Origin of the sequence: Corynebacterium sp. LK26 (genome assembly GCF_014335085.1) — a bacterium.
GTDB lineage: Bacteria > Actinomycetota > Actinomycetes > Mycobacteriales > Mycobacteriaceae > Corynebacterium > Corynebacterium jeikeium_D.
Genome location: NZ_PDHB01000001.1, coordinates 291,888 through 317,340, shown reverse-complemented (window position 1 = coordinate 317,340; position 25,453 = coordinate 291,888). Strand labels below are relative to the sequence as shown.

19 protein-coding genes are annotated in these 25,453 nt (G+C 56.4%); 9 read left to right on the top strand and 10 right to left on the bottom strand.

What is annotated here, in order from left to right; translation table 11 throughout:
- Positions 1 to 25 precede the first annotated feature (25 nt).
- Positions 26 to 949 (top strand): diaminopimelate epimerase, encoded by a 924-nt coding sequence (dapF, locus tag CRD13_RS01390; RefSeq protein WP_070549546.1) that lies wholly within the window; start codon positions 26 to 28, stop codon positions 947 to 949.
- A 60-nt stretch (positions 950 to 1,009) separates the two neighbouring features.
- Here dapF and CRD13_RS01385 read toward each other — a convergent pair whose 3' ends face one another.
- Positions 1,010 to 1,789 (bottom strand): hypothetical protein, encoded by a 780-nt coding sequence (locus CRD13_RS01385; protein ID WP_049189638.1) that lies wholly within the window; start codon positions 1,787 to 1,789, stop codon positions 1,010 to 1,012.
- A gap of 280 nt (positions 1,790 to 2,069) precedes the next feature.
- Here CRD13_RS01385 and CRD13_RS01380 point away from each other — a divergent pair, with 280 nt between their 5' ends.
- From CRD13_RS01380 to CRD13_RS01360, 5 genes are all read left to right on the top strand, one after another.
- The gene (locus CRD13_RS01380) at positions 2,070 to 2,327 is read left to right on the top strand and encodes a FeoA family protein (RefSeq protein ID WP_016422620.1); all 258 of its coding nucleotides are present in this window, start codon (positions 2,070 to 2,072) and stop codon (positions 2,325 to 2,327) included.
- Between the two features lie 55 nt (positions 2,328 to 2,382).
- Positions 2,383 to 4,356: a ferrous iron transport protein B gene (feoB, locus tag CRD13_RS01375; protein ID WP_255467750.1), complete on the top strand. Its 1,974-nt coding sequence runs from the start codon at positions 2,383 to 2,385 to the stop codon at positions 4,354 to 4,356.
- 102 nt (positions 4,357 to 4,458) lie between these two features.
- On the top strand, positions 4,459 to 4,776 hold the full coding sequence (locus CRD13_RS10890; RefSeq protein ID WP_101687554.1) for a FeoC-like transcriptional regulator: 318 nt from the start codon (positions 4,459 to 4,461) through the stop codon (positions 4,774 to 4,776).
- A 75-nt stretch (positions 4,777 to 4,851) separates the two neighbouring features.
- Complete coding sequence (gene hflX / locus CRD13_RS01365; protein ID WP_070566265.1) at positions 4,852 to 6,459, top strand: GTPase HflX; 1,608 nt, start codon at positions 4,852 to 4,854, stop codon at positions 6,457 to 6,459.
- Between the two features lie 116 nt (positions 6,460 to 6,575).
- The gene (locus tag CRD13_RS01360) at positions 6,576 to 7,919 is read left to right on the top strand and encodes a uracil-xanthine permease family protein (RefSeq protein WP_224433128.1); all 1,344 of its coding nucleotides are present in this window, start codon (positions 6,576 to 6,578) and stop codon (positions 7,917 to 7,919) included.
- Between the two features lie 92 nt (positions 7,920 to 8,011).
- Here CRD13_RS01360 and CRD13_RS01355 read toward each other — a convergent pair whose 3' ends face one another.
- The 5 genes from CRD13_RS01355 to lexA all read right to left on the bottom strand — a co-directional run bounded on the left by CRD13_RS01355 (position 8,012) and on the right by lexA (position 13,162).
- Positions 8,012 to 8,284, bottom strand: coding sequence for an HPr family phosphocarrier protein (locus tag CRD13_RS01355; RefSeq protein ID WP_016422625.1), 273 nt, complete (start codon positions 8,282 to 8,284; stop codon positions 8,012 to 8,014).
- 140 nt (positions 8,285 to 8,424) lie between these two features.
- Entirely contained in the window at positions 8,425 to 10,584 is a 2,160-nt protein-coding gene (locus CRD13_RS01350; protein WP_187401184.1) for a fructose-specific PTS transporter subunit EIIC, read from the bottom strand.
- 35 nt (positions 10,585 to 10,619) lie between these two features.
- Complete coding sequence (locus tag CRD13_RS01345) at positions 10,620 to 11,591, bottom strand: 1-phosphofructokinase family hexose kinase (RefSeq protein ID WP_070601517.1); 972 nt, start codon at positions 11,589 to 11,591, stop codon at positions 10,620 to 10,622.
- Complete coding sequence (locus CRD13_RS01340) at positions 11,588 to 12,367, bottom strand: DeoR/GlpR family DNA-binding transcription regulator (protein WP_016422628.1); 780 nt, start codon at positions 12,365 to 12,367, stop codon at positions 11,588 to 11,590. Before CRD13_RS01340 ends, CRD13_RS01345 begins: the two co-directional genes overlap by 4 nt.
- Positions 12,368 to 12,460: 93 nt before the next feature.
- Positions 12,461 to 13,162, bottom strand: a complete 702-nt coding sequence (lexA, locus tag CRD13_RS01335) for a transcriptional repressor LexA (protein ID WP_016422629.1) — start codon at positions 13,160 to 13,162, stop codon at positions 12,461 to 12,463.
- A gap of 865 nt (positions 13,163 to 14,027) precedes the next feature.
- On the opposite strand from lexA, the gene nrdR reads away from it, so the two are divergent.
- Positions 14,028 to 14,510 (top strand): transcriptional regulator NrdR, encoded by a 483-nt coding sequence (nrdR, locus tag CRD13_RS01330; protein WP_042388651.1) that lies wholly within the window; start codon positions 14,028 to 14,030, stop codon positions 14,508 to 14,510.
- Here the strand turns inward: nrdR and hrpA are convergent.
- The 3 genes from hrpA to CRD13_RS01315 all read right to left on the bottom strand — a co-directional run bounded on the left by hrpA (position 14,507) and on the right by CRD13_RS01315 (position 21,117).
- Positions 14,507 to 18,526, bottom strand: a complete 4,020-nt coding sequence (hrpA, locus tag CRD13_RS01325; protein ID WP_016422631.1) for an ATP-dependent RNA helicase HrpA — start codon at positions 18,524 to 18,526, stop codon at positions 14,507 to 14,509. The genes nrdR and hrpA overlap by 4 nt on opposite strands.
- A 94-nt stretch (positions 18,527 to 18,620) precedes the next feature.
- Complete coding sequence (locus CRD13_RS01320) at positions 18,621 to 19,553, bottom strand: rhodanese-related sulfurtransferase (RefSeq protein ID WP_187401183.1); 933 nt, start codon at positions 19,551 to 19,553, stop codon at positions 18,621 to 18,623.
- A gap of 61 nt (positions 19,554 to 19,614) precedes the next feature.
- Entirely contained in the window at positions 19,615 to 21,117 is a 1,503-nt protein-coding gene (locus tag CRD13_RS01315; protein WP_016422633.1) for a DUF1846 domain-containing protein, read from the bottom strand.
- A 216-nt stretch (positions 21,118 to 21,333) separates the two neighbouring features.
- Between CRD13_RS01315 and CRD13_RS01310 the strand changes: the two genes are divergently transcribed.
- Positions 21,334 to 23,436, top strand: a complete 2,103-nt coding sequence (locus CRD13_RS01310; protein WP_187401182.1) for a neutral/alkaline non-lysosomal ceramidase N-terminal domain-containing protein — start codon at positions 21,334 to 21,336, stop codon at positions 23,434 to 23,436.
- Positions 23,437 to 23,578: 142 nt separating this feature from the next.
- Positions 23,579 to 24,796, top strand: a complete 1,218-nt coding sequence (locus CRD13_RS01305; protein ID WP_016422635.1) for a hypothetical protein — start codon at positions 23,579 to 23,581, stop codon at positions 24,794 to 24,796.
- A 127-nt stretch (positions 24,797 to 24,923) separates the two neighbouring features.
- Here CRD13_RS01305 and CRD13_RS01300 read toward each other — a convergent pair whose 3' ends face one another.
- Positions 24,924 to 25,448 (bottom strand): carboxymuconolactone decarboxylase family protein, encoded by a 525-nt coding sequence (locus CRD13_RS01300; RefSeq protein ID WP_016422636.1) that lies wholly within the window; start codon positions 25,446 to 25,448, stop codon positions 24,924 to 24,926.
- Positions 25,449 to 25,453 lie beyond the last annotated feature (5 nt).

The following is a 25,453-nucleotide window of genomic DNA, read 5'->3' as shown; positions in this document are numbered from 1 at the left end:
CGGACCTCCCGCTAGCATCAAGGGCATGGTTTCATTTGCCAAAGGCCACGGTACGCAAAACGATTTCTTGATTTTTCCAGATGATTTGGTGTCGATTGATTTGACCGAATCACTGGTCGCAGCAGTATGCGATCGACAGCGAGGTCTTGGCGCTGACGGCGTCCTGCGGGTTGCCCGTGCGGGGAAACTCGTCGATGCCGGTGTTTTGGCGGCATTGCCGGAGGGCGTTAAAGCCGACGATTGGTTTATGGACTACCGCAATAGTGACGGTTCTATTGCCGAGATGTGCGGGAATGGTGTCCGCGTCTTTGCACACTATATTGCCGCGATTCACAGTCCGGACAGTGTCGTCGACGGAACCTTGCGGGTGGGCACTCGAGCAGGGCTGCGCGCTGTTTCGATTGATGAGCTCAGCCGCAGGCACGCGGTCGTTGGGGTGGATATGGGCCAGCCGGAAGTCCTCGGCCTCGCTACTGCGTTCATTGGTTCGGGCAACAATGCCCAGAAATTCGCCGGGATTGGTGTCGACGTGGGAAATCCGCATTTGGCCTGCGTCATGCCTGGCCTAAATGCCGCCGCTCTGGCGGAGCTGGAATTGGAAGCGGCGGGTAGTGTCGTGAAGCCAGTGCGTGCCGACGAAGCCATGTTCCCGAACGGCCTCAATGTGGAAATTGTCACCCCGCTGGATGCCTCTGATTCGGTGTCCATGCGAGTAATTGAACGCGGAGTTGGTGAGACCCGCTCGTGTGGCACCGGTACGGTTGCGGCAGCTATTGCCGCGCTGGCCGATGCCGGCCGGACTGAGGGGGTTGTGACAGTCAAGGTGCCTGGCGGTGTGGTGACTGTGGATGTCCACAAGGCCAGCAATGCGGATGGGGACTTCTCGGCGACCTTGACCGGACCGAGCGTGATTCACACGCTCGGCGATATTGAGCTGGAAGCCCTGTGACTGGTAGCTATTGCTGCAGGAGCACTAGCGGGGTAGTGGAAGCGGTGGGGAATCAGCGGACTAGTGTCCGCCGCAGCCACCGTCGCCACAACCACAGCCGCCATCGCCACAGCCGCCTCCGCAACCTTGAGGCGGAATGATCTCACCGGTCAGTGAGAAAGTACCGGAAACGACCATGCCTGGCTGGGGAGCTTCGTCGCCGCCGGGGACAAGTACGTCCATAGGAGTCGGCAGAGCAAGGTTGAGCACCCAGAACTTCTTGCCGGTTAGCTCATTGACATGCTTGCGGGAGTTATTGATAACACCAGCCAGTTTCACGGTTGCGCTAGGCGATGCCTTCCCGACCTGATCTCCGACAATTGCCTTAGCACCTTCGAAGTCCAATGTTGTCGGGGTTGCCCCGGTGCGCTTCTCGTACTCTTCGATGGATGCGTCGAGGGTGAAATCAGTTGCTAGAGCTGATAGCGCGACATGCTCAAAAGTCTGAGTTCCGGCATCAACAATCATTGGCCCCTGTGACAGCAGGCAGGTAGCGACCTCGATGACCTTGTCAAAGTTATCCGAGGAGGGATCATCCTCGACGATTTCCACGAGCGCCAAGACATCGTCCACGCTGGATACATGGGCAGTGACGGTCGGGCTGCCCGCGAAGCCGGCGTAGGTAGAAAATGGTTCAACACCCAGGATGTGCAGACGCGCACCAGAGGAATCTTCGAAACGGACCAGCTGGCCACCGCGGACCTCGCCGATGACCGACAGATTGTCACTAGCGATCGCGGCTTCCATCGCGTCTCGCCAGCTGGGGTAGTCCATGCCAATGCTTCGCAAGTCAGTAGTCATACTTTTCGATGATACTTCCCATATCTTCATCTGCGAACTAACGAATCGCACGTGAGCACATTGTGCTCTGGGGTACCTAGAAGCATTCCTGCACGCCGCGGCAACTATTCGGATGGGACTAACAATTCTGCCACGCTAAATAGGTAAAGGTTAAGTGTGGCATAAATAACTTTCCTTAGGTGTGCCGGGTTTATTCCATTTAGGCATGCCTAAGAGTAAGCTCATCTCTGTAAACACGATTTGCTTAGCTTAATTCTTATCTATATAAGCGAGGTTTCTCATGCTCGGATTGCGGTCTCGAAAACAGTCGGATGACATTCAGTCGCTTGCCGACGTCCCGGTGGGGGTAACCGTCACTCTGGGAGCGTCGCATGTGGATGAGCGCCTGTGCCGCAGGCTTTCGCAACTGGGGCTTCGCCCTGGAATGAGTGTCACTGTGGGACGGAGTACGAGCGGCGGTGGGCGAATCGTCCATGCTGGCGCAACGCGCTACGCCATCGATGCCAGCACGCTGCACAAGATGTCCGTCGTGGGTTAGGTCCCCTACATCTCTTTTCTCACCTCCCTTCTGAAAGTAAACAATGACAACACCTATGGATTCCTCAACGCGAAAATTCGCATCTACGCCCAGCTGCCATGCTTGCAGTGGCGGAGCGCCAGCAAAGGATGGTGCACCTGTTGTCGCAGTGGTCGGCGCACCGAACTCCGGTAAGTCAACACTGTTCAATAGTTTGACTGGTGCGAAAGCGCAGATGGGCAATTGGCCTGGTACGACCGTAGAGGTCAGCCGCGGCGCGTGGAAGACCGATGCCGCTGAGTACGATGTCATCGATTTCCCGGGTGCTTACTCGCTGGATGCCATGAGCCCGGACGAAGAGCTCACTCGCGAGATGCTCATCGAGAAACCGGAAGAAGAACGCCCGGATCTCGTCGTTGTCGTTGTCGACGCCACGGCACTGGGCCGTGGTCTCTACATGGCCGCGGAATTGGCGGAACAGCCCCAGCGCATCGTTCTGGCTCTGACCAAACTAGATGTTGCCAAGGCCAAGGGCATCGATGTGAATCCGGACGCATTGCAGTCAGCTATGGGGATGCCGGTGGTGGCGCTGGATCCCCGTCGTAAAGCGGGAATGGCGCGGTTGGCCGACGCGGTAGCAGCGGCTCTGGACGGATGTAGTTCGGTGTCGTCACCGATTCGCCAGGTCGATGGTGAATCGATTGAACGCCGGGACGACGCACGCTTTGCCGCGATTGATGCGGCGGTTGCGGCATCTACGGGCGGGGTGGAAGATCGCCAGACTTTCTCCGACCGCATTGATAACGTGGTTCTTCACCCGGTGCTCGGACCGATTGTGTTCCTGGCAGTTATGTGGGCAGTCTTCCAAATCACGACGACGGTAGCAGCACCGTTGCAGGACGGTTTGGAAACCCTTATTACCGGTAATTTCGCAGATTTGGTTACCCGTGGATTAGAAGCGGTGGGATGGGACCATCCGATTGTCACCGGGCTGCTTGGAAACGGCATCATCGGTGGTGTCGGCATGGTGCTGACCTTCGTTCCGCTAATGGCACTCATGTTCCTGTGCCTCGCAGTACTCGAGGATTCAGGGTATATGGCGCGTGCAGCCGTGGTGGCGGACCGTGTCATGCGTGCAATTGGTCTTCCGGGTAAGGCATTTATTCCGCTCATCGTCGGCTTTGGCTGTAATGTGCCAGCAATCTCGGCAACACGTGTGCTGAGTAATCCGCGCCACCGCATTTTGACGGCTCTACTGGTTCCGTTTACCTCCTGCTCGGCGCGCCTGACCGTGTATGTCATGTTGGGTGCGGTGTTCTTTCCGGAACACGCGGGCACAGTCGTCTTCGCTATGTACGTGATCTCGATTCTGCTGATCGTTCTGACCGGCCTTGCACTGCGTAAGACCCTGTGGCGCACCATGCCGTCGGAACCGCTGGTCATTGACCTGCCAACCTACCAGCTTCCGACCGCACGGCTGGCACTATCTGTGATGTGGATGCGTCTGAAGGGATTCCTGCAGACCGCTAGTGGAATCATCGTCAGCACCGTCATCGTCGTATGGCTACTGATGTCTATTCCGGTTGTCTCCGGGCACTCCTTTGCCGATGAAGACCTGGCACCGCAGGACTCCGCATACGGTGCAGTCAGCGAAACTATTGCTCCTGTGTTTAACCCGGCAGGATTCGGTACATGGTCTCTGACAGGTCCGTTGGTGACGGGCTTTGTGGCCAAGGAAGCCGTCATTTCTACCTGGGCACAGACCTATGCAGTGGAGGACGTCACCGACTCCAATTCGAGCGAACAGGCCTCCAGCCCGCTCGCGGAGAATATTCGACGTGACTTTGACAATGCATCCGATGGACACGGATTGGCAGCAGTCTGGGCCTATATGATCTTCCTGCTGGCTTACACACCGTGCGTGGCTACGCTCGCGGCACAACGTCGAGAGATCGGCGTGAAGTGGACGGGCTTCGGTTTGCTAGCGCAGCTGGTCGTTGCATGGGCACTGGCCGTGATTGTTTTCCAAGGGTTGAAGCTGTTCCTGTAAAGCCTCGTTGATTCCTAGTAGCTTCGGCAAAGCTACTAAGTCACACTTGCGAACTAGAAATCAGATCCAACAAGAATCGCGATACGGAAAGGAGCTATCGCCGTGGGACTCTTTAGAGCCAGGAAGAATACGACGGTTACTCGTCGGCCTTCAGAAGCCGTTCAGGATGCAATTGCGCAGGGCATTAGCTCCCGACGCAAGATTTGCGAAATCACTGGCCTGCAGCGAGCAACGGTAGACCTCATCCTTGACCGCATGGAACACACCGGCCAACTGCGCCGGGAATCCCTCGGTGGCATGTGCCCAGGCGGAGGTTGTTCCAACTGTGGAATGTCCGACAGTGGTACGTGTGCTGGTGGTAGTTCTAAGAGTGGTCCGGTCGCACTGGTTCTGACACGCAGGCCACCTTCTGCAGCCTAAGTCTTGAGCTTCGGCTCGGTATTCTCCGCACACAATGCGGAGAATTTGGCTTGTCATGCGACAATAGCAGCTAGTATGACGAATTTTTCCAACAACTTTGATGAGGTCAGCGGCGAAACGTCGCAGCAAGCTCGCACCTCGCACGAGATGGACGATTTTTTCATCGACGCTAATGATGCTGGCGAAAACGCTGATAGTGCCTCCGGGGATGCGTTCGCAACGAACGTCGGCACGCAAAGGGAACCTACCGTCGGTGATTTGGATCTGGAGGCGCGTTCCTCTCTGCGCCGGCTGACCAGGTCAGTAGCACATACTGAGTCTGAAGAAGTGATGGTCGAGTACCGTCAGCTCCGACTGGAACGCGTTGTGCTGCTCGGTGTCTGGACATCCGGGACCCTGCAGGAAGCCGAAGTGGCGATGGAGGAGCTCGCCGCACTGGCAGAGACTGCAGGTTCGGAAGTTTTAGAGATGGTGCTGCAGCGTCGCGATAAGCCGGACCCTGGTACTTACGTGGGATCCGGCAAGCTCAACGAGCTTCGCGATATTGTCGCCTCTACCGGCGCAGATACAGTTATTTGCGACGGTGAGCTGTCTCCCGGCCAGTTGGTGGCGCTGGAGGATCGCCTTGACGCCAAGGTTATTGACCGCACCATGCTGATTCTGGATATCTTTGCTCAGCACGCGAAGTCCAAGGAGGGCAAGGCGCAGGTCTCGCTGGCACAAATGCAGTACCTGTACACGCGTCTGCGCGGCTGGGGCGGCAACCTATCGCGTCAGGCTGGTGGTCGCGCGGGCTCCAACGGCGGCGTGGGTCTGCGTGGTCCGGGTGAAACTAAGATCGAAACCGATCGTCAGCGCCTACGCCAAGATATGGCGCGAATCCGCAAGGAATTAGCTGGCATGAAGACTGCGCGTGAGATCAAGCGCGCACGTCGTAAGGCTGGACACCTGCCGCGCGTGGCAGTTGTCGGCTACACCAACGCGGGTAAATCTTCGTTGCTCAACGCACTGACAGGCGCTGGTGTGCTGGTGGAAGACGCGCTGTTTGCGACGCTGGATCCGACGACTCGTCGCACCAAGCTTCGCGACGGTCGCACGGTGATTATGACCGATACGGTCGGATTTGTTCGCCACTTGCCGACGCAGCTCATTGAAGCTTTTCGCTCGACCTTGGAAGAGGTGCTCGAAGCCGACGTCATCATGCACGTCGTAGACTCCTCTGACCCATTCCCGCTGGAGCAGATTAAGGCTGTCAACAAAGTCATCAACGAAATCGCGGAGGAAGAAAAGGCCGAGATTCCGCCCGAGCTGTTGGTAGTCAACAAGGTGGACAAGGCCGATGGCATCACTCTGGCGCAACTGCGCCACCAGCTCGATGATGCGGTCTTTGTCTCTGCGCGAACGGGTGAGGGGATCGGTGAACTGGAGACCCGACTTGAGCTTGCACTCAATGAGCTGGAGTCTCACGTCCACATGTTGATCCCCTATGACAAGGGCAATATTGTCTCCATGCTCCACGAAGATGCGACCGTGCTGTCGGAGACATGGACAGAGCAAGGCACCCAGATGGATGTGCGTTTGCCCACTAGCCTCGCGGATGAACTGTCGGCATACCGCATCGAACCTGCAGCGGATCCTCACTTCACGGCGGATGCGAATGAGGATAGTAGCAACGACGCCTAGTCGGAAAAGGGAGAGCGGAGTTGGAATAGGGAGAGCGACAAAGAGCTCCGGCAGTCCTGGGTTTAATGCGGTATCCGTGGCGTGATCTGCGGTGGGCATCCACTAGCATTACAACCATGAATTCTACTTCTGACGCGGAGACCCAACAGGGAACCTCCGCAAATCCGCCTGCTGAAAACGCCGAACGTGGCCGTCTTTTCGGTTGGGATATTCACGGTGACGGTCGAAAGATTGCACCGGGAGCCGTGGTGGCTCCCAACGAACGCCTCGATTGGCCTCGTACAATTGGCATTGGCGCACAGCACGTCATTGCCATGTTTGGTGCAACTCTTCTGGTGCCGCTGTTGACTGGTTTCCCAGTCAATACCACACTGCTGTTCTCGGGTATCGGCACGATTGTCTTCCTGCTAATCACCCGAAACCGCTTGCCCTCTTACCTGGGCTCGTCGTTTGCCTTCATCGCACCACTGACCGCGACACAGGCGCAGGGTATTGGTGTTCAGCTCGGTGTCGTGCTCTGCGCCGGCATCGCGCTCATGCTCGTTGGCTGCGTTGTAAAGTTCGCCGGCAAGCGTGTCCTCGATGCAGTGATGCCACCTGCAGTAACCGGTGCCATCGTCGCTCTCATCGGACTTAACCTGGCGCCTGCCGCCACGGAGAACTTCGCCACTCAGCCGTTGGTCGCATTTGTCACGATGGCATCCATTGTCTTCGCAACCGTCGCTGGCCGCGGTATGGTCAGCCGTCTGGGTGTCCTTATCGGCGTACTAATCGGCTGGGTCTTCGCCGCTGCCACTGGAAATCTCTCGCCCGAGGCTACAGAAACTGTCGGCAATGCCGCCTGGATTGGTCTGCCCGCATTCCACGCGCCGGAGTTCCACTTCAATGCGATGCTGATTGGTCTGCCCGTCATCGTAGTACTCATCGCAGAGAATGTCGGTCACGTCAAGGCTGTTGCTGCCATGACCGGCCGAAACCTCGATGACATCGCTGGCGATGCTCTTATTGCAGACGGTCTAGCCACCACCATCGCCGGTTCAGCTGGTGGTTCTGGTACCACTACCTACGCTGAAAATATCGGTGTTATGGCCGCTACCCGTGTCTATTCGACCGCAGCTTACTGGGTGGCAGCTTTCACCGCCATTGCACTGGCTTTCATTCCAAAGTTCGGCGCACTCATCTTGACCATTCCTACCGGCGTGCTCGGTGGGGCAACGATGGTGCTCTACGGCCTGATCGGTTTGCTCGGTGTGCGCATCTGGATGGACGAAAAGGTCGACTTCAACAACCCGGTTAATCTCACCGCTGCCGCCACCGCGCTGATCGCGGGTATCGGTAACCTCACCCTCGACATTGGTTCGCTGACGCTGGAGGGTATTGCTTGGGGGTCGGTCGGCATTATTATCGGCTATCCAATTTTGAACTGGCTCTACAATCGCATCGGCGAGAACCGCTCGTAGGCCACCCGTCCAGGGCAGAATCTCGCACGAATGCTTAACGACGGACCCCGTGACCGTTGCCACGATGTTTCGTCGTTAAGCTCTTTTGCTTTTTAATCGCTCAGGTCTTGGGCGATGAGTTCGGCGATTTTCTCTACCGCAACCGCGTTACTACTGGTCACAGTGACTTCATCGCCGAATTCGGCACCGAGTGCCATGAGCATCAACGAGGATGAAGCATCGGCCGGTTCGTTGTCGGGCTCGTCTGAGTCAAGGAGCTCGACCAGAATTTCTTCCTGAAAACGGGAGGCACGCTCAGCGATGACCGTTGCAGGGCGGGCATGAATACCCACCTTGGAGCCGACGTGGACATGTTGAGTAACCATGCGAGCGGCATCCTGCCTTTCTGCTTCTCGATTTCCTCGATGCCATTTCTGAGCTTAATAGGTTGCCCGGATGGGTTGGGGAATGTTTGCTGAAAATCGTAGAAATGCTCGTTGGGATAAACCAGCCGGTGCGGTAAAAACTACGCTTCCGCTGAAACGTCTGCTTCTAGGTTTTGATTATCGGTGCTGACTTGCCGCGGCCACAGGCTTTTAGCTGCCACAACGAGAATTGCTGCCACTATGCTGCCCAAGACGATTGCAGTAAGCCATGCGACAGGGTTGTCGATTGCAAACAGCACAAAAATACCTCCGTGCGGAACACGTGTGGCCGCACCCAAAGCCATTGAGGTGCCACCGGTGACGGCACCGCCAATCACAATCGACGGAATCACACGTAGCGGATCTGCGGCGGCGAAGGGAATTACTCCCTCTGAAATGAAGGCCGCACCGAGCACCCAGCCCGCTTTGCCGTTTTGACGCTCCGCCGAACTGAACAGCTTTGGTCGGAGCACAACTGCCAGAGATGTAGCCAATGGAGGTACCATGCCCGCCGCCATCACAGCGGCCATGACCTTCCATGATGCGGGATCTGCTGAGGCGATGTTTGCGACGGCAAAAAGATAAGCAGCCTTGTTGATCATTCCGCCCATATCCACGCACATCATTGCGCCGAGAAGACCACCGAACAGGAACGCCGCCGTCGTATCCAGTGATTGCAGCCACTGCTGCAGAGCCGTCATCAGCCACGCCAGCGGCATCCCGAGCAGCAGGTACATGGTGAGCCCAACGGACATAGCGCCGAGCATAGGAATCACGACAACCGGCATCAGCGGTCGCAGCCAGTCCGGGACTTTCATCCTCAACAGTAGGGCTACAACTAGTCCCGCCAGGATGCCTGTCACCAGGCCCCCAAGGAAGCCGGCGCCAACCGTGACCGCGATGGCACCGCCAATAAAGCCTGGTGCAATGCCGGCTCTGCCAGCCATGCCAAAGGCGATATAAGCACTCATTACAGCCACAATGACCTGCATGCCGTGGTTGCCAATGGCAAAAAGCGCCGAGCCGAGATACAGCCACAGCCCACTACGATCAATTAGCACGGTGCCGAGATCTTCTGTCGGCACAGCAATCGGGGCATCGAGTCCGATAATCTCCGGCAGCCGCAAATCCCTAGTCACGGCGTCAGCTACTACACCAACCTGATGACCGCCGACGAGGAATCCCAGCGCAATCAACAACCCCGATGCGGCCACGAACGGCACCATATAGCTGACACCGGTCATAATGGCATCACGAACCCAGTGTCCGAAGGCTTTGTCACCGCCTAACGATGATTTATGTGCCCCCACCTTCGTAGTTGCTTGTACCCTCTCAGATGAAGGGTCTGCGCCTGTAGTACCGGTTTGCGAACCGGCCTCCTTGTCGTGGTCATCCTTAGGTTGCGGCGCCTTTCGGTCGTAGGCGCGAACCCGTGATTGTTCTGCTTTTGCCTTCGCTTGTTTAATAACCGCAGTAGGTTCATTGACTGCCTTACGAATTGGCACTTTGACCTGTGGTTTATCGCTGAAGCGCTTAAGCCCCGTAACCCCAATATCGGCTGCGATTACTAGCACGTCGGCCCGGACAATTGCCTCTGCGGGGGCTTCCTGGGTTCCTGCCGAGCCCTGCGTCTCTACAGTTAGTGTGACATCAGACATGCTTTCTGCCGCGCCAGTAAGCGCTTCGGCTGCCAAATAAGTGTGAGCGATGCCCGTGGGGCAGGCTGTGATGGCGACGATATTGGTCTTCGTCGGAGGTTTTTTCGCTTTCCGACGCGGCGCTTTGGTGATGTGCTCGCTAATGATCCGGGCGGCCTCTTCATCGCTTTCAGCTCCGCGAAGAGCTGCGCGAAACCCCTTATCGCGAAGTGCCTTTGCGAGTGCGGCCAGAATGTCGACGTGGACATCGCTGTTAGTAGATGGGACACCGATGAAAAAGAGCAGGTCCGCCGGCCCGTCTGGTGTGGTGAATTCCGTAGCGCTGGTTAAGCGGGCAAACATCAGGGTCGGCTTCGACCAATCCTCATGGCGGCAGTGGGGGATGGCTATCCCGCCCGGCAGACCTGTCGGGGCCTTCTCTTCGCGTTCGAGGGCTGCTGCGACGATACCGTTGCAGTTGGTGGCGCGGCTGGTCTCTACAGCTTTAGCGATGAGGTAGTTAAGGATCCTCTCCTTTTGCGGACCGACATCTAGGTTAAGGAACACTGTCGACTCATCGGCTAAGTCTGATGCAATAGCGGAAAAATCTGCCGAAGAAGACATGGTTTTCTAATGCTCCTTATCTAGGCATCGAAAAGCTAAGCGTCGAGCTGCCATAACCGGCCGGCCTCGGGGTGCACCTGTTCTGGATAGGGGATGGTCGTACCGGGAAGACTGGTTGCCGCCGCCCCATAAGCTACGGCGGTGGTTAGTGCATCTTGGTAGCTATCACCGCGTTCGCGGGACATAACGTAGCCGGCCAAAGCACAGTCTCCAGCACCGACCGTCGACTGAGCGACTATCGAGGGGGAGGTAGCAGCGAAACAACCGCCTGACTTCACTGAAAGCACCGCTCCTGCTTCGCCGAGAGTGGCCAGGACTTCGGATACGCCAAGCTCGTTCAGCGCACGAGCAGCCTGCGCTACGGGAAGATAGTTCCCTTCGGCTGCAGCGGCCTCAAGTTCTTCGCCGTCCTGATTAATGATTTGACCAAGTTCGTAGGCGTTCGGCTTCATCAAGAAAGGTCGCACCTTTGGAAATGCGCGAACGACCTCAGTCAGTGGGCCGTCGCTCGTATCCATAGCAACACGAATATTCGGGTTGACCGAATACACCGCCTCGGTGCATTGAACGTAAAAATCCCTGGGGACACCAGGGGGCAATGAACCTGCGAAAACTACCCACGTGGCGTGTTTAGCATGGTGGATTAGTTTCTCCAGGACACGCCTACGGTGCGCTTTCGTCAATGTCATGCCAGGGGAATTGAGCTTGGTGGTCGTCCCATCTGGCTCTGCGAGTGTGAGATTAACGCGGGCTTCGTTAGTCGTGTTGATGGCTTCATGAGGTATGCCAGAGACTTCCAACAGGCGCGTGAATTTTCCGGAGTCCGATGCCGGGTAGAGCGCGAGCGTCTTTTCTCCGGCGTAGTGCAACGCCTTGGACACATTAATTCCCTTGCCACCAGCCATGTCCTCAGCCATTGGTAGACGGAACACGCCACCTCGCTTGAGCTCCGTATCGAGTCGAGCAAGTCGATCGATTGACGGATTTACAGTCAAGGTCAGGATCATGAAGCAACCACAACCTCGACACCTTGCTCCCTGAGGTCATTGACGAACTGTTCCGGGGCAGAGGAATCTGTAATCACGACGTCGATATCTTCCAATGCTGCAAAGCTGACGAGGAAGTCGCGGCCAAGTTTCGTCGAGTCCGCCATAACGATGACCTTGCGCGCATTCGTAATCATCGCGCGCTTTACCGCCGCTTCCTGTGGATCAGCAGTAGAAAGACCGTGGTCAATTGTCAAGGCATTAGAACCAATGAAAGCGACATCGGCACGCATAACCGCGAGAGTGCGGAGTGCCGTATCGCCAGCAACCGCCTGAGTAATGACGCGAACTTGGCCGCCAAGGAGTTGAAGCTCAATGCGGTTCGATCCTGCGAGTGTGATGGCGTTGGGAAGAGAGTTTGTGACAACCGACCAACGGCGGTTATCAGGGGAGTGGACCATCAGCTCTGCAAGAGCCTCGGTGGTAGTTCCAGCATCGAGAAAAATTCCACCACCAGAGTCAGGCAGAAAATCCGCAGCACAGCGGGCAATAGAGAGCTTCGCGTCCTTTTGCGCGTTCTTTCGAGCGGCAACTGAAAACTCAACAGTCTGAAAAGAACGAGTAGCCACAGCGCCACCGTGTACGCGGTGAACTGCGCCCTCTGCATCCAACTGAGCTAGGTCACGGCGAATCGTCTCTGCTGTGACATCGAAAGCTTCCGCAAGATCAGCGACCGTCACGCGCCCTTCGACTGCTGTCAAAGACGCAATCTTCCGGCGGCGTTCCTCTGCGTACATTCCCCGCTCCTTAGCTGTTAAGAAATCTCAGCTTTACTATCTGTTCCCAGTATGCCCGTTTATGTCTGTTTCGGGCAACGAAAATGTGGGAAATTAGAGGCTGCGTAGGACGCTGACAATCTTGCCGAGGATTTTGGCGTGCTCCGCGGGGAGTGGGTCAAAGGCGCGATTATGGGGCATGAGCCACTTGCCAGCAGCGTCTTCGTGCCATTCCTTGACTGTTGCTTCATCTTCAAACAGGGCTGCAACAAAATCTCCCTGTTCGACCACGTCTTGGGAACGGACTACCACCCAGTCTCCGTCGAGAATGCCCGCGTCAACCATGGAATCACCCACGACCTTGAGTAGGTATAGCTGACCAGAGCCCGTAATCTCCATCGGAAGTGCCATGTGACTTTCCACATGCTGCTCCGCCAAAATAGGGTTGCCAGCCGCAATCTGTCCAACGATAGGAACGAAGATTGGCTCTGGCATGTCCTCTGGCATCTCGGGAGTTTGGGTGGTGCCAGTAGCCTTTGGCCCAGGCTTTACCGGAGTGAAAGTGCCAGCGGAGGACTTCGAATCCCTTACGTTTACCGCGCGGGGTTTGTGTGGGTCGCGGCGGAGAAAGCCCTTCTTCTCCAACTCCTTGAGTTGGTATGCCACCGACGAGGTGGAATTCAAGCCCACAGCATCCCCAATTTCTCGAATGCTCGGTGGGTATCCGCGAAGTACGACGGCATCCGAAATGACGTCAAGAATCCGACGCTGCCGATCGGTGAGTGTTTTAGGGTTCGCTTTCTTCTTTTGAGCCATGGAACATCCCTTCTCAAACTCTTTCGAATGAATCATAACTCAAAACTGTTCGAATCGTCGAGCATCGAACACTGTGCGCCCTTGAATTCTTTAGAAAACGTGTACATTATCCGTGCTCGGAGGCGGTGATGATGTCGAAAATCGAAAATAAATCCGGATAGCAGTAGACAATATTCGAACATGGTGTTATAAATCGAACATGACAAGTTACTCGAACAGTCGTTTGATGAAAGGGTCTAGACGGATTCTCCGCATCCGCCCTTGGACATAGTCTCCACAGCGTCGGGAAACGGTCGTACAACTCTTATTCTCTCCAGGCCGGCAACGGTGGGAGAGTCAACGTTGGAAAGGGAGAAAACATGATGTCTACGGTTTCAACCGCACTTGGTGTTAGCAGCACATCTGATATTGACTTTTCTCAAGTTTCCGAGCTCCCTGCTCGGACGACACGGAAAGCCCCGTTGGTGTGGGGTGAACGTAGTGCGTCTTGCACACAGCACATCGTTCGGCCCGGTCAGCGTGCACGTATTGCACAGCGCAATCGAAATGGGGCTTCATCGGCGCGAATGCGGAGGGACAGGTCGCGGCCCAGTCATGTCTCGGTCAACTACGGGCGTCCGTCTCTATCCGTTAGCAGGGCGCAGCAGTCCAATCGTAGTGATGTATCCGCAGGCACTAACCTGACTCGCCTGATGGCGGTATGGGCTCTAGGGCTTGGTGCTTTCTTCGGAGTTTTCGGCAGCATGGTCTTTGAACAGGGACAAAGTGAGGCGGTCGAAAGCACCTTTACGTCTACGTACGCTTCCTACTCCGCGCAATAATCATTCCAGTTTCCGGTGTTGGGGTGGGACGTAGACTGGAGACCGTGTATTGCCAGTTTTGTCATCATGATCAGACACGAGTCTTGGACTCACGGTTGATAGATAACGGTATGGGGATTCGTCGCCGAAGGGAATGCCTGAATTGCGGCAAACGTTTTTCTACGATTGAACGCTCGCAGCTGATGGTCGTTAAACGGGATGGAATCCCTGAGGAATTCAACCGCGAAAAGGTTATCCAGGGTGTTCGACGTGCGTGCCAGGGGCGCGAAGTATCAGAGTCTCAGCTGAAGAAACTTGCACAAAAAGTGGAGGAGAGCCTCCGCGAGAAAGGCACGCCCCGGGTGGACTCAAACGATATCGGCCTTGCCATCCTTGAGCCGCTCAAAGAACTGGACGAAGTTGGCTATCTCCGCTTCGCTTCGGTGTACAAGTCCTTTTCCTCCGCGGACGATTTCGCGCAAGAGATTGCCAGCATGCGCAAGGGGAAAGGACCGCAGGCTAATGGCAACGAGGTTAAAAAGAACTAACGCAGTTTATCCACACGTTTCTTTATTCGAGTCAGGGATACGCTCTGGGCGGTACCCAGCCGTTGTGCGAAAAGGCTGACGCGCAGCTCTTGAATGAGCCACTGAATATCCCGTACCTCCGCGGAATTCGAACGTGCCTTAGGCAGCTGCTGAAGCTTTGCCGCCAAGTATTCGCGGGCCTCAGTCACCTCATCTTCACGTTCGGCATCACGGTCCGGGTCACGGTTCATTTCCTCAAGCCGAATCTCCATCGCTTGGAGATAACGTGGCAAATGTCGTAGGTGCTGCCAACCGTGCCTTGCCACAGCGCCCTTAGGGAACATGAACTCCAGCTGGCGACGCATATCGTCAATAGCATCGCCTTCCCACTTGTTTAGCTGATTTACCACCGAGACATAACGAGGCATTGCCTGGGCAACGCCGACGACCAATTGGCGCACCTCTGAGGCGACTCCAGAACGAACGTGTTCGAGTAGTTTGTCGAATTCCTTCGGATCGCGGACCGGGCCGCCGGCAGCCATCATACGGTCGCGAATCACTGCGACACGGCAGTCCTCGACAAGCCCATCGGCGCCCCCATGTGGCCATGCGTCCACGCCAACACGTTGCTGGAGTGGAAGCCCCTTAGTCATTTGTGCACCATTTACTGGGCAATCCCGCAATAGCATTGTCAAGTTTGTGGTCGCCAACGTCGCCTCAGCCTGAGCCTTAGTTGGTTTGACCTCAATGGCCACGCCATCCTTGGTGGTCACCAGCGTCGGATACATCGTGACGGACTGACCGTCGACATTACTTTTGACCGTTAATGAGACGGCGCCCAAGTTCTCTGAAGTCCACTTTTTCACAGCTTCGCGTGCTGCAGACTTCGAACGTTTCGACACAGCAGTTGAGACCGTCGAGGCATGCTTGTCTCGAAGCGCAGCAAGATCTCGGCTCTGATCGACGATCTTTCCATGGCGGTCGACCACTGCGTAGTTAAAGCGCAAGTGTGCTGGCAGCTTCGAAGGGGCAAAGTCTGCACCATTGATGCCCGAGCCTCCGAGTCGTCGTAAAGCATCGGCAAAAACATCGACGAAGCGGCCTGAGTACGGAGTCATCGTCTCCAGCGCGCGGCGTGCGAAATCCGGGGCGGGGACAACGGACTTCCGCAGTGCCTTCGGCAGAGTGCGAATGTAGGCTTCCGCGAGCTCAGCGCGAAGACCTGGTACCTGCCAGTCGAAGCCATCTTCACGCAGACCTGCAAGAAGAGGCACGGGGACACGGAGAGTCACACCGTCATCAGGGGCGCCCGGTTCGAATTTATAGGACAGAGAGAAATCGACCGAGCCCTGCTGCCACATTTCGGGGAAGGCGTTGTCGTCGATGTCGCCGGCTTCGGGGTTGAGCAGCTTATTGGGATCAAAGTCCAGTAGATTTGGCTGCTTGGGCTTAGTTTTCTTCCACCAGCGGTCAAAATTGGTGGCCGTGGTGATAGAGGCGGGCAGCTTGGAGTCGTAGAACGCGTAGAGCACGTCGTCATCGACGACAATGCCGCGGGAACGCTGCTTTTCCTCGATCTTCTCGGCTTCGGCAAGTTTGTCTTGATTGTTCTTAAAGAACTCGTGATGTGTGTTCCATTCGCCGTCGACAAGCGCAGAGCGAATGAAGATCGAGCGGGCGGCGTCGGCATTGACTCGGTGATAAGGCATCAAACGGTCAACCACCACGGGCACGCCGTAGAGCGTCGACTTCTGGTAAGCCATCGCTGCACCGCGCTTAGTAGACCAGTGAGGCTTTGAGTACTGGTGCTTGAGCAGATGAGGGGCTACCTTCTCTAGCCACTGCGGCTGAATCGTGCCGACGTTGCGCGCAAAAGTGCGCGAGGTCTCGACGATTTCCGCAGCCATCACCCAGCGAGGCGGCTTCTTTGCCAACGCGGACGAGGGGTGAATGAGGAACTTAGTGTTGCGGGTGCCAGTAAATTCCTTGCCCTCGCCCTCGCGCGTACCAATCATCGATAACAGACCCGGTAACAGTGACTTTGCCACCTCGTCGGGATTGTCGACACCGTTGGTTGAGCTGCGGGCCGAAAGATGCCAGCCCAGCTCGGCCGTTGCCTGGTGGAGCTGACGCACCAAGTCCTGCCACTCGCGAACGCGCAGATAGTGGAGGTACTCGCGCTTGCACATCTTGCGGAATTGGTTACCGCTAAGCTCGCGACGCTTTTCCTCCAGGTACTCCCAGAGCTTCAGTAGGGAGTTGAAGTCGCTGGTGGTGTCCTTAAAACGGGCATGTAGCTGATCTGCCTGAGCTTGGAACTCCAGTGGACGTTCGCGAACATCCTGCAGAGACAAAGCGGCGACAATGACGGTTACCGCCCCAAGAGTGGTGTTCTCGTACCCTTCGACCAGCATGCGGGCAAGACGCGGGTCGACTGGGATACGGGCAATTTGTCGGCCGATGTCCGTCAGCTCGGGGGCATCAGACCCCGACGTGGTGGTAATAGCCTGAAGCTCTGTGAGCAGGTTAATGCCATCGCGGATTGCTTTGTGCTCTGGTGGCTGGACAAAGGGGAAGTCCTCAATCGCGCCAAGCCGCAGTGAAATCATTTGCAGTACAACCGAAGCGAGATTGGTGCGCAGAATCTCCGGATCCGTAAACTCGGGGCGCGAGAGAAAATCCTCTTCGCTGTAGAGACGAATCGCCACACCATCAGCTACACGGCCACAGCGTCCAGAGCGCTGATTCGCGGATGCCTGGCTGATGTCCTCAACTGGCAGGCGCTGCACCTTCGTGCGGGTGGAGTAGCGGGAAATGCGTGCGGTACCAGTATCGACGACATACTCGATACCAGGGACCGTCAGCGACGTTTCCGCAATGTTGGTCGCCAGCACAATGCGACGCCCGGAATGCGGAGTGAAGATCCGATGCTGCTCTGCATTAGATAGCCGACCGAATAGTGGAACGGCTTCTACACCTTTCCAGTGTTTGCCCTCGATGGCTTCGGCAGCTTCTCGGATCTCTCGCTCACCCGAAAAGAACACCAGGATATCGCCGTCGCCAAGCCGCATCAGCTCTTCACACGCAGCGATTACACCATCGATCTGCTCGATGGCGACTTCCTTTTCCTGCCCATTCTTCGCAACAACGGTCCGCACCAGCGGGCGATAGCGGATTTCCACCGGGTAGGTGCGCCCCGACACCTCGATGATGGGCGCAGGGTGCTCGTCGTCAGGCGCGAAATGACGAGCGAACCGTTCCGGATCAATCGTCGCGGAAGTGATAATGATTTTCAGATCTGGACGCTGCGGCAGAATATGCTTTAAATATCCCAGCAGGAAGTCGATGTTGAGGCTGCGCTCGTGCGCCTCATCGATGATGATGGTGTCGTACTCGCGTAGCAGTCGGTCGCGGCCAATTTCGGCCAGCAGGATACCGTCGGTCATCAGTTTGATGCAGGTATCCTTGCTCACGCGATCATCAAAACGCACTGCATAGCCGACGTGCTGTCCAATCTTTTCGCCCAGCTCATGAGCGATGCGCTCCGCGACGGAACGCGCCGCAATACGACGTGGCTGAGTGTGACCAATCTTGCCCCGCACGCCGCGTCCCAGTTCGAGGCATATCTTCGGGATCTGCGTAGTCTTACCAGAGCCAGTCTCACCAGCAATAATGACGACCTGGTTGTTTTCAATTGCCTCTGCAATGTCGTCGCGGCGCGCGGACACCGGCAACTGGGCAGGGTAGGTGATGCGAGGAATCGCTTTACGACGATCTTCTAACCGCTCCAGCGCAAAGTCGAGGTCTGCAGAGATTGCAGACAGCGCCTTCGGCGCGGATGCTCGCTTTAGCCGGCGTCGGAAGGACTGAGCCTCCCGAATCGGCAATTGATCAGCGAGCTGGTAGAGCTCCTTTTTACGCGTGTCCTTAGCAGGTTTGCCAGAGCGCTGTGGCCTGGCGGAATTGCGGTGGCCGGAGTGGTGGTTTCCCGACTGGGCACGTGGAGCTGGTTTATCAGAACGGCTAGGAGTACTCATGGTTGCCTACTAGATTAGCCGCGTCTGGGGAGACAACCCACATCTGTGCTGATTAAGAGGTGCTCGAGATAGTCCGATGGCAGCAGGGAGCGTCCTACTTTGCGGCTGCTAGCTCTTCGGCAACTTCCTTGCAGTCCTCGCGCCCACAGTGCTGTGTCTCGGTGTGCTCCCAGCAATCATCGCAAATAAGCACCTGACGACGGCAGGTATCTTCGTTGATGCAGTTCTGGAAGGTGTTTGTGGGCTTGCCGCAGTGGACGCAGTGCCCGAGCTGTACGTAGTCCTCGTCTTCGATGCCATCGCCAAACTCCATATGCATGCGCTTGTCGAAGACATATAGGGAGCCTTCCCACAGCCCCTTATTGCCAAACTTTTCGCCGTAGCGCACAATACCGCCGTCGATTTGGTAGACCTCTTCGAAACCGCGGTTCTTCATAAGTGCGGAGAGGATCTCGCAGCGGATGCCGCCGGTGCAGTAGGAGATAACCGGCTTGTCCTTCATCCAGTCGTACTTACCGGATTCCAGTTCGTCGATGAAGTCGTGCGTGGTCTGTACGTCCGGGACGACAGCGTTTTTAAACTTGCCAATCTCGGCTTCCATTGCGTTGCGGCCATCGAAGAAGATGACATCGTCGCCGCGTTCCTCGACCAGTTTATTGACCTCTTCCGGCTTCAAATGTGTGCCGCCGCCAATGACACCATCGACATCGACTTTCAGCTCACCCGGAGCACCGAAAGCGACGATTTCGTCGCGAACCCTGACGGAGAGTTTTGGAAAGTCATCAGCGCCGCCTTCGCTCCACTTGAACTGCATGGAGTGAAAAGCGGGGTACTGCTTGGTTTTCTTGATGTACTTCTTGCAGGCATCGAGATCACCGCCGACGGTGCCATTGATGCCGTGCTCGGACACCAGAATGCGGCCCTTGAGCCCTAACGACTCGCAAAGATCGCGCTGCCATAGCATGATGGCACGCGGATCGGACAGTGGGGCGAACTGGTAGTACAGAAGAATCTTGCTGATGCTCACGGGGACTATTCTAGTCTGCTCTCTCAGTTATCCTATTTTCGGCGTGAGCTGCTGGTATGGCTTAGTGCTTCTGATAGAGAGCCTTCTTCTGGTACTTAGGCTCCGAAGTCACTAGCACACCGAGGTTGCGGAAAATTGTTTCGTCCACGCTGCCCAGAATGGTGGTGGTGTGGACATCGCAGTTTCGAAGGTTCTTCAGCTCGGCGAGGGCTGCGCGGGCATCGTCGCTGGTGGCCGCCGACACGGAAAGGGCGATAAGAACCTCGTCGGTATGTAAGCGGGGGTTGCGGCTGCCCAGGTGATGCGTCTTAAGCGTTTGAATTGGCTCAATGGCAGCTGGGGAGAGCAAGTGCAAGTCCGGGTCGATATTGGCGAGCTTCTTGAGAGCGTTGAGGAGCATTGCTGCTGAGCATCCGAGTAGTTCAGAAGTCTTGCCCGTGATGATTGTGCCGTCGTGCAATTCGATTGCGCTACCCGGTGCCCCGGTAGATTTCTCAACTTCAAGTGCTGGTGCGACGACTCGGCGGGCGGCTGTCGACACGTTGGCCTTGCTCATAATCATGGCAATGCGCTGTGAGACTTCGTCGTCTGCGCTGTTCTTGTGTTCGTCGACAAGAGCCTTGTAGTAACGGCGAACGATTTCCTGGTTGGATGCCTCTCGGCACACTTCGTCATCGTCGATACAGTAACCGGCCATATTGACGCCCATGTCGGTCGGTGACTTGTACGGCGACTCGCCCGCGAGCTTCTCCAACAGAGTGCGCAGCAGTGGGAAGACCTCGACATCACGGTTATAGCTGGTGACCTTGGTGTCATAGGCGGCCAAATGAAAAGGGTCGATGAGATTGATGTCATCGAGATCAGCTGTTGCCGCCTCGTAGGCCAGATTTACCGGGTGTTCGAGTGCCAGGTTCCAGATAGGGAAGGTCTCAAACTTTGCGTAACCGGAACGAATTCCGTGTTTGTGATCGTGATAAATCTGCGATAGACAGGTCGCCAGCTTTCCAGAGCCCGGGCCCGGCGCTGTAACAACGACCAAGTCCCGCGACGTTTGCGCCCATTCATTCAGCCCGAAGCCGGCTTCACTGACAATTTTCTCCGTGTTTGTCGGGTAGCCCTCGATATTGCGATGGCGGATTACGCTCAATCCGAGTCGCTGCAGGCGCTCAATGAAGTTCTTTGCCAGGGTGTTGTCGTCGGAAAGCTGCGTGACGACGACGCTGTCGACTAGAAACCCGCGTTCACGAAAGACATCGACGAGGCGCAGCACATCGTCTTCGTAAGTGATGTCGAGGTCAGCGCGGACCTTGTGGCGCTCCAAATCCTTGGCATTGATGCACACCATGATTTCCAGATCGTCTTTGAGGCGATCGAGCATAGCGATTTTATTGTCAGGCGTGAAGCCGGGGAGCACGCGCGAGGCATGCATGTCATCAAATAGCTTGCCGCCCATTTCGAGATAGAGCTTGCCGCCTTCACCTGCGATGTCTGCGCGCCGCTTCTTAATATGAGCGGATTGCATTTCGATGTACTTTTCGCGGTTAAAACCGACAGCCTGAGCCATGGTGCCCTTTCTGAAGTTGTGTCTGCGAGGAGCGCGCTAAAGCTTGCGAAATTCTACTGTGTCCATGGTAGTGATACTGCCTTGCGAATGTCGTATCGGTTACTGCTGTCGCGGGGGGAATTTTGGGAACTTTGGCTTATTAGGCCACGCGTAGGGGATTGTCTGATTAAAGTCCAACATATTGATATTCAAAAAGAAATATGAAGAGGATGTGACATGCTCGATCCCCAGATGGCATCATCGTCGAATTCGGCAGAACCAACCGCACGCGCCCCGTACCAAGTGGGCAGGCGAGGCTTCCTCGTCGGAGCAACTGCCGTGTCAGCTGCGAGTATGATGCCTGCCGTAAATGGTGCATCAAAGGCAAACGCCGCTCCTGCAAACGGGGCTTCTGCCGCCGCGGGGAATTCGACCACCACTTTGAATGTCGGTCGAGGAATGGCTGACATGACAGGCGAGCCACTCGGCGCTGGCATGAACGGGTATGCGGTCATGGACCAGACCACCTCGGGTCTGCGTCTTCGCCAGATGGCGCGTGCATTCATCTTCGGTGATGACAACGACAACCGTGTCGTCCACGTCACCGCAGATATGGGGCTCATGTTCCAGTCCATCCAGATGGAAGTTCTGCGGCGACTGCGAGCTCTCTTCGGAGACCTCTACCACGAGGGCAACGTGCTTATCTGCGCATCTCATACGCATGTCGCGCCGGGTGGTACATCGGGCCATCTTATGGTCGACCTGACTACTCTCGGTTTCCGTCCCGTCACTTTCGAAGCTGTGGTCGTCGGTGTGGTCAAGGCTATTGAACGTGCACACGCTGATTACCAGCCGTCGACTATCCACCTGACCAAGGGGATTGCCAAGGATGCGGGTGTTAACCGCTCCCTGGAGGCATTCAGGCGTAACCCCGAGGAAGAACAGCGTCTTTTCCCCGACGGAGTCAACCCGGAAAGCCATACACTGCACGTGAGTCGCGGTGGTCGCGAAGTCGGATTGATTAACTGGTATGGAATTCATCCGACCACCTTCGGCCCCGAGCACACCATCATCGACGGCGACAACAAGGGCTATGCAGCATGGAAGGTTGAGGTCGACCGCGGGGTTACCCACCGTGAGCCGGCCGATGCCCCCTTTGTCGCCGCATTTACCATGTCGTGCCCGGGTGACATCAGCCCGAACATGGGGCTCGTGCCAAATTCGGGTCCCGGCAACGGAGACGAAGCAGAGTCCGCCCGCATTCTCGGTCAGCGTCAGATTGACGCTACCCAGGGTCAGACCATTGCACTGCCAGGAGGCGGAATCTCTACCGTCCACAAGTGGGTCAACCTCGGCGATGTCGACATTGACGGCCAATTCACGCCCGACGGCCAGCCGCACCGCACTGGACCTGCAATCCTCGGTGCGGCCTTCGCAGCCAGTAGCCAGGAGGACGGCGGCGGCGAACCAGCCCTAGGTTTCAACGAGGGCCAGCGTGGAGGCACACCGTGGGTACGTCAGCTCAATAACGTCGTACTCCCGAAAAATATCGGGGAGATTCAGGGCGAGAAAGAATGCCTGCTGCCAGTGGGCTACATCGATGGTCTTCTCCAGCAGACCCACATGTTCTCCATCACCCGCATCGGTGGCTTCACCTTGATTACCAACGGCCTTGAACCCACCACGATGTCGGGTTACCGCATGCGTCAGCACGTCGCCGATGTCCTCGGCGTTCCAATCGACACTGTCATCTGCCAGGGCTACACCAACAGCTATGGACACTACGTCGTTACCCCAGAGGAATACGATCAGCAGGACTACGAGGGCGGCGCAACGGCTTTCGGCAAGTACACGCTCAGTGCGATGATCTCCATCTATCACGATCTCGCCCACGCGCTTGCCGACGGCATGGCTGTCGACCCGGGCAGTGCTGCAGGTGATCTCACTGGCATCATCCCGCCGTCGCCAGCAGGAGGAAAGACTATCGATTCCGTACCAATGGGCAAGAATTTTGGTGACGTGCTCGAATCGACTGCAAGCGTCACGGTAGGGCAGCAGGCCGTTGCCCAATTCGTCGCGGCAAATCCGAATAACGACTTGCGACTGGAAGACGGCTACCTACTCATCAAGAATGACCGCGGTGAGATCGTTTCTGACGACTGGGACCAGGCAACTGTCATTGAATTTGCCAAGGACGGTAATTACACCACCGCCAAGGTCACTTGGGAGACCGGAGGAGTCGCGCCGGGCAAGTATGACATCATCGTGCGTGGTAGCGCGTTGGGTGCCGGTGATTCGCTGAACGAGTTCGAGGGAGTCGCCGCGGTGGAGCTCGTGTAAGAACGTCCAATTAAATACGTCCATGCGCACAATGTGACTTATACTTCGGCCTTTAAAAACTCATCAAGGGCTTGTCTCACGTATAGTCCGTTGTGCGCGTTATTTGTATGTATCCGTCAATTTGGCAGGAGCAATTTGCTTCATGAATACCTCAAACGATCCATATAGCAACAACGATTCTTACGGTGACGGCAGCCGGGACAATGAGTCCAATAACTATGACTCCCAGAGTCACGGTTTTCCCAACAATGGTTCGCAGGACTACAACCCTTACGGGTTCGATTCGGACGCACAACATGGCCCGCGTGGACCAGAGGATTCGCCACAGTGGAATCAGACTTACGGCCGTGAACAGGCTTATGGCGAAATTCCTTCTTATGGAACTGGCGAGTCGCGCGATAGTTACGGCGGGCAACCCTATGGTGCGGACTCGAGCTACTGGCAGCACCAGTCCAGCGGGGCTTCTGCAGCCGGTGCACTTGCTCCCGGAGTCAACATGCCAGGTGGCGATGAGCCGCCGGTGAAGCCTGTGGCACAGGGGCCGACGAAGGTCGACATTGGAAGTGCCTTTTCCGCGGCGTTTCGTAGTCTAAACAGCAATTTTGCTTCCTGGCTTGGCATCATGCTGACGTTCTTCGCCGTACTAGTCGCACTGATTGTTGGCGCAGCGGCAATTCTCTTTGCGACTGGTGACTTCGATCCGGACTTTGAGCCGAACTATCCAGGCGATGTTCCGTTTGAGGATCTAGGGTCAATGTTCGCGACTCTCGGCGCGATGGCACTCCTATTTGCCGTGGGCATGTTCGCGATGCAGGCATTTATGCTGCGCGGTGCATTCGAAGCTGTCGACGGCCGAGTGCCGAGCTACGGTACTTTCTTCCGTGTAAACCGGTGGGGATCTCTTATCGGTGCCTACATTGTCACGTTCCTGGTGGGGCTGCTCGCCATGCTTCCGGGGATGGTGCTCTTCATCGCTGGAGTATCCCTGTCTGCCAACGGCAGTGAAGCTGCAGCTGCGATGATTCCCATCGGCTACCTGTTGGTACTTGTGCTGTCCATCTTCATCATGCCAATCACAGCGACTATGCCGCTTCTTGTTTTTGATGGTCGAGCAACAGCACTTGAGGCTCCGGTCGTCGCATGGCGCTTGGTGAAGCCTCAGTATTGGACGATGCTCGTTGCATTCATTCTGACGTCAATTGTTTCTTCCGCAGGTGCAATGCTCTTCTATATCGGTATGTTGTACACAGTCCCGCTTGCTCTCCTCGTGCAAGTACATATCTACCGTCAGCTCATCGGTGGCCGTCGAGTAGTTAATGAAGCCCAGGAGAATCCGGGTTATTACCCGCCACAGCAGTAGCCAAAAACGTACAAGAAAAAGCGCCCAAGGAACCGATAAAAATTGGTTCCTCGGGCGCTATTTCGTCAGCAGGTAATCCTGCGGGGGAGCGTTCGGCTATCAAAAGCCGAACCTAAGCTCTGAATATTTAGCGGGTAGCCTCAGCGAAGACAGCCTGTGCAACACCAGAGACGGTGCCTGCAATCTTCACAGCTTCCCAGACCTGCTCCTTGGTCAGACCAGCATCGCGGACGACCTTTGCGTGAGAAGTCACGCAAGCTTCACAGCCGTTGATGGCAGAAACTGCCAGAGACCACAGCTCGAAGTCTTCCTTCTCGACACCCGGATTGGAGATGATGTTCATGCGCAGGCCGAACTTGACCTGTGCGTAGTCATCACCGAGCATGTGGCGAGTGCGGTAAGCAACGTTGTTCATGCCCATAACGGTGGCCGCACCAAGCGCAGACTCGAAAGCCTCGTCAGACAGGTGCTCCTTGGCTTCCTCAGCGATCTCGGAGAAAACGGTCTCGTTGCGGGTGGCAGCAGCGGATGCAAGCAGGGTACCCCACAGCTGCTGCTCGGAGAGTTCCGTAGAACGGGTGAGAGTGCCAAGGTTCAGCTTCATGTCCTTGGCGTACTCCGGTAGACCGGAACGAAGGTTATCGATGCTCATATGAG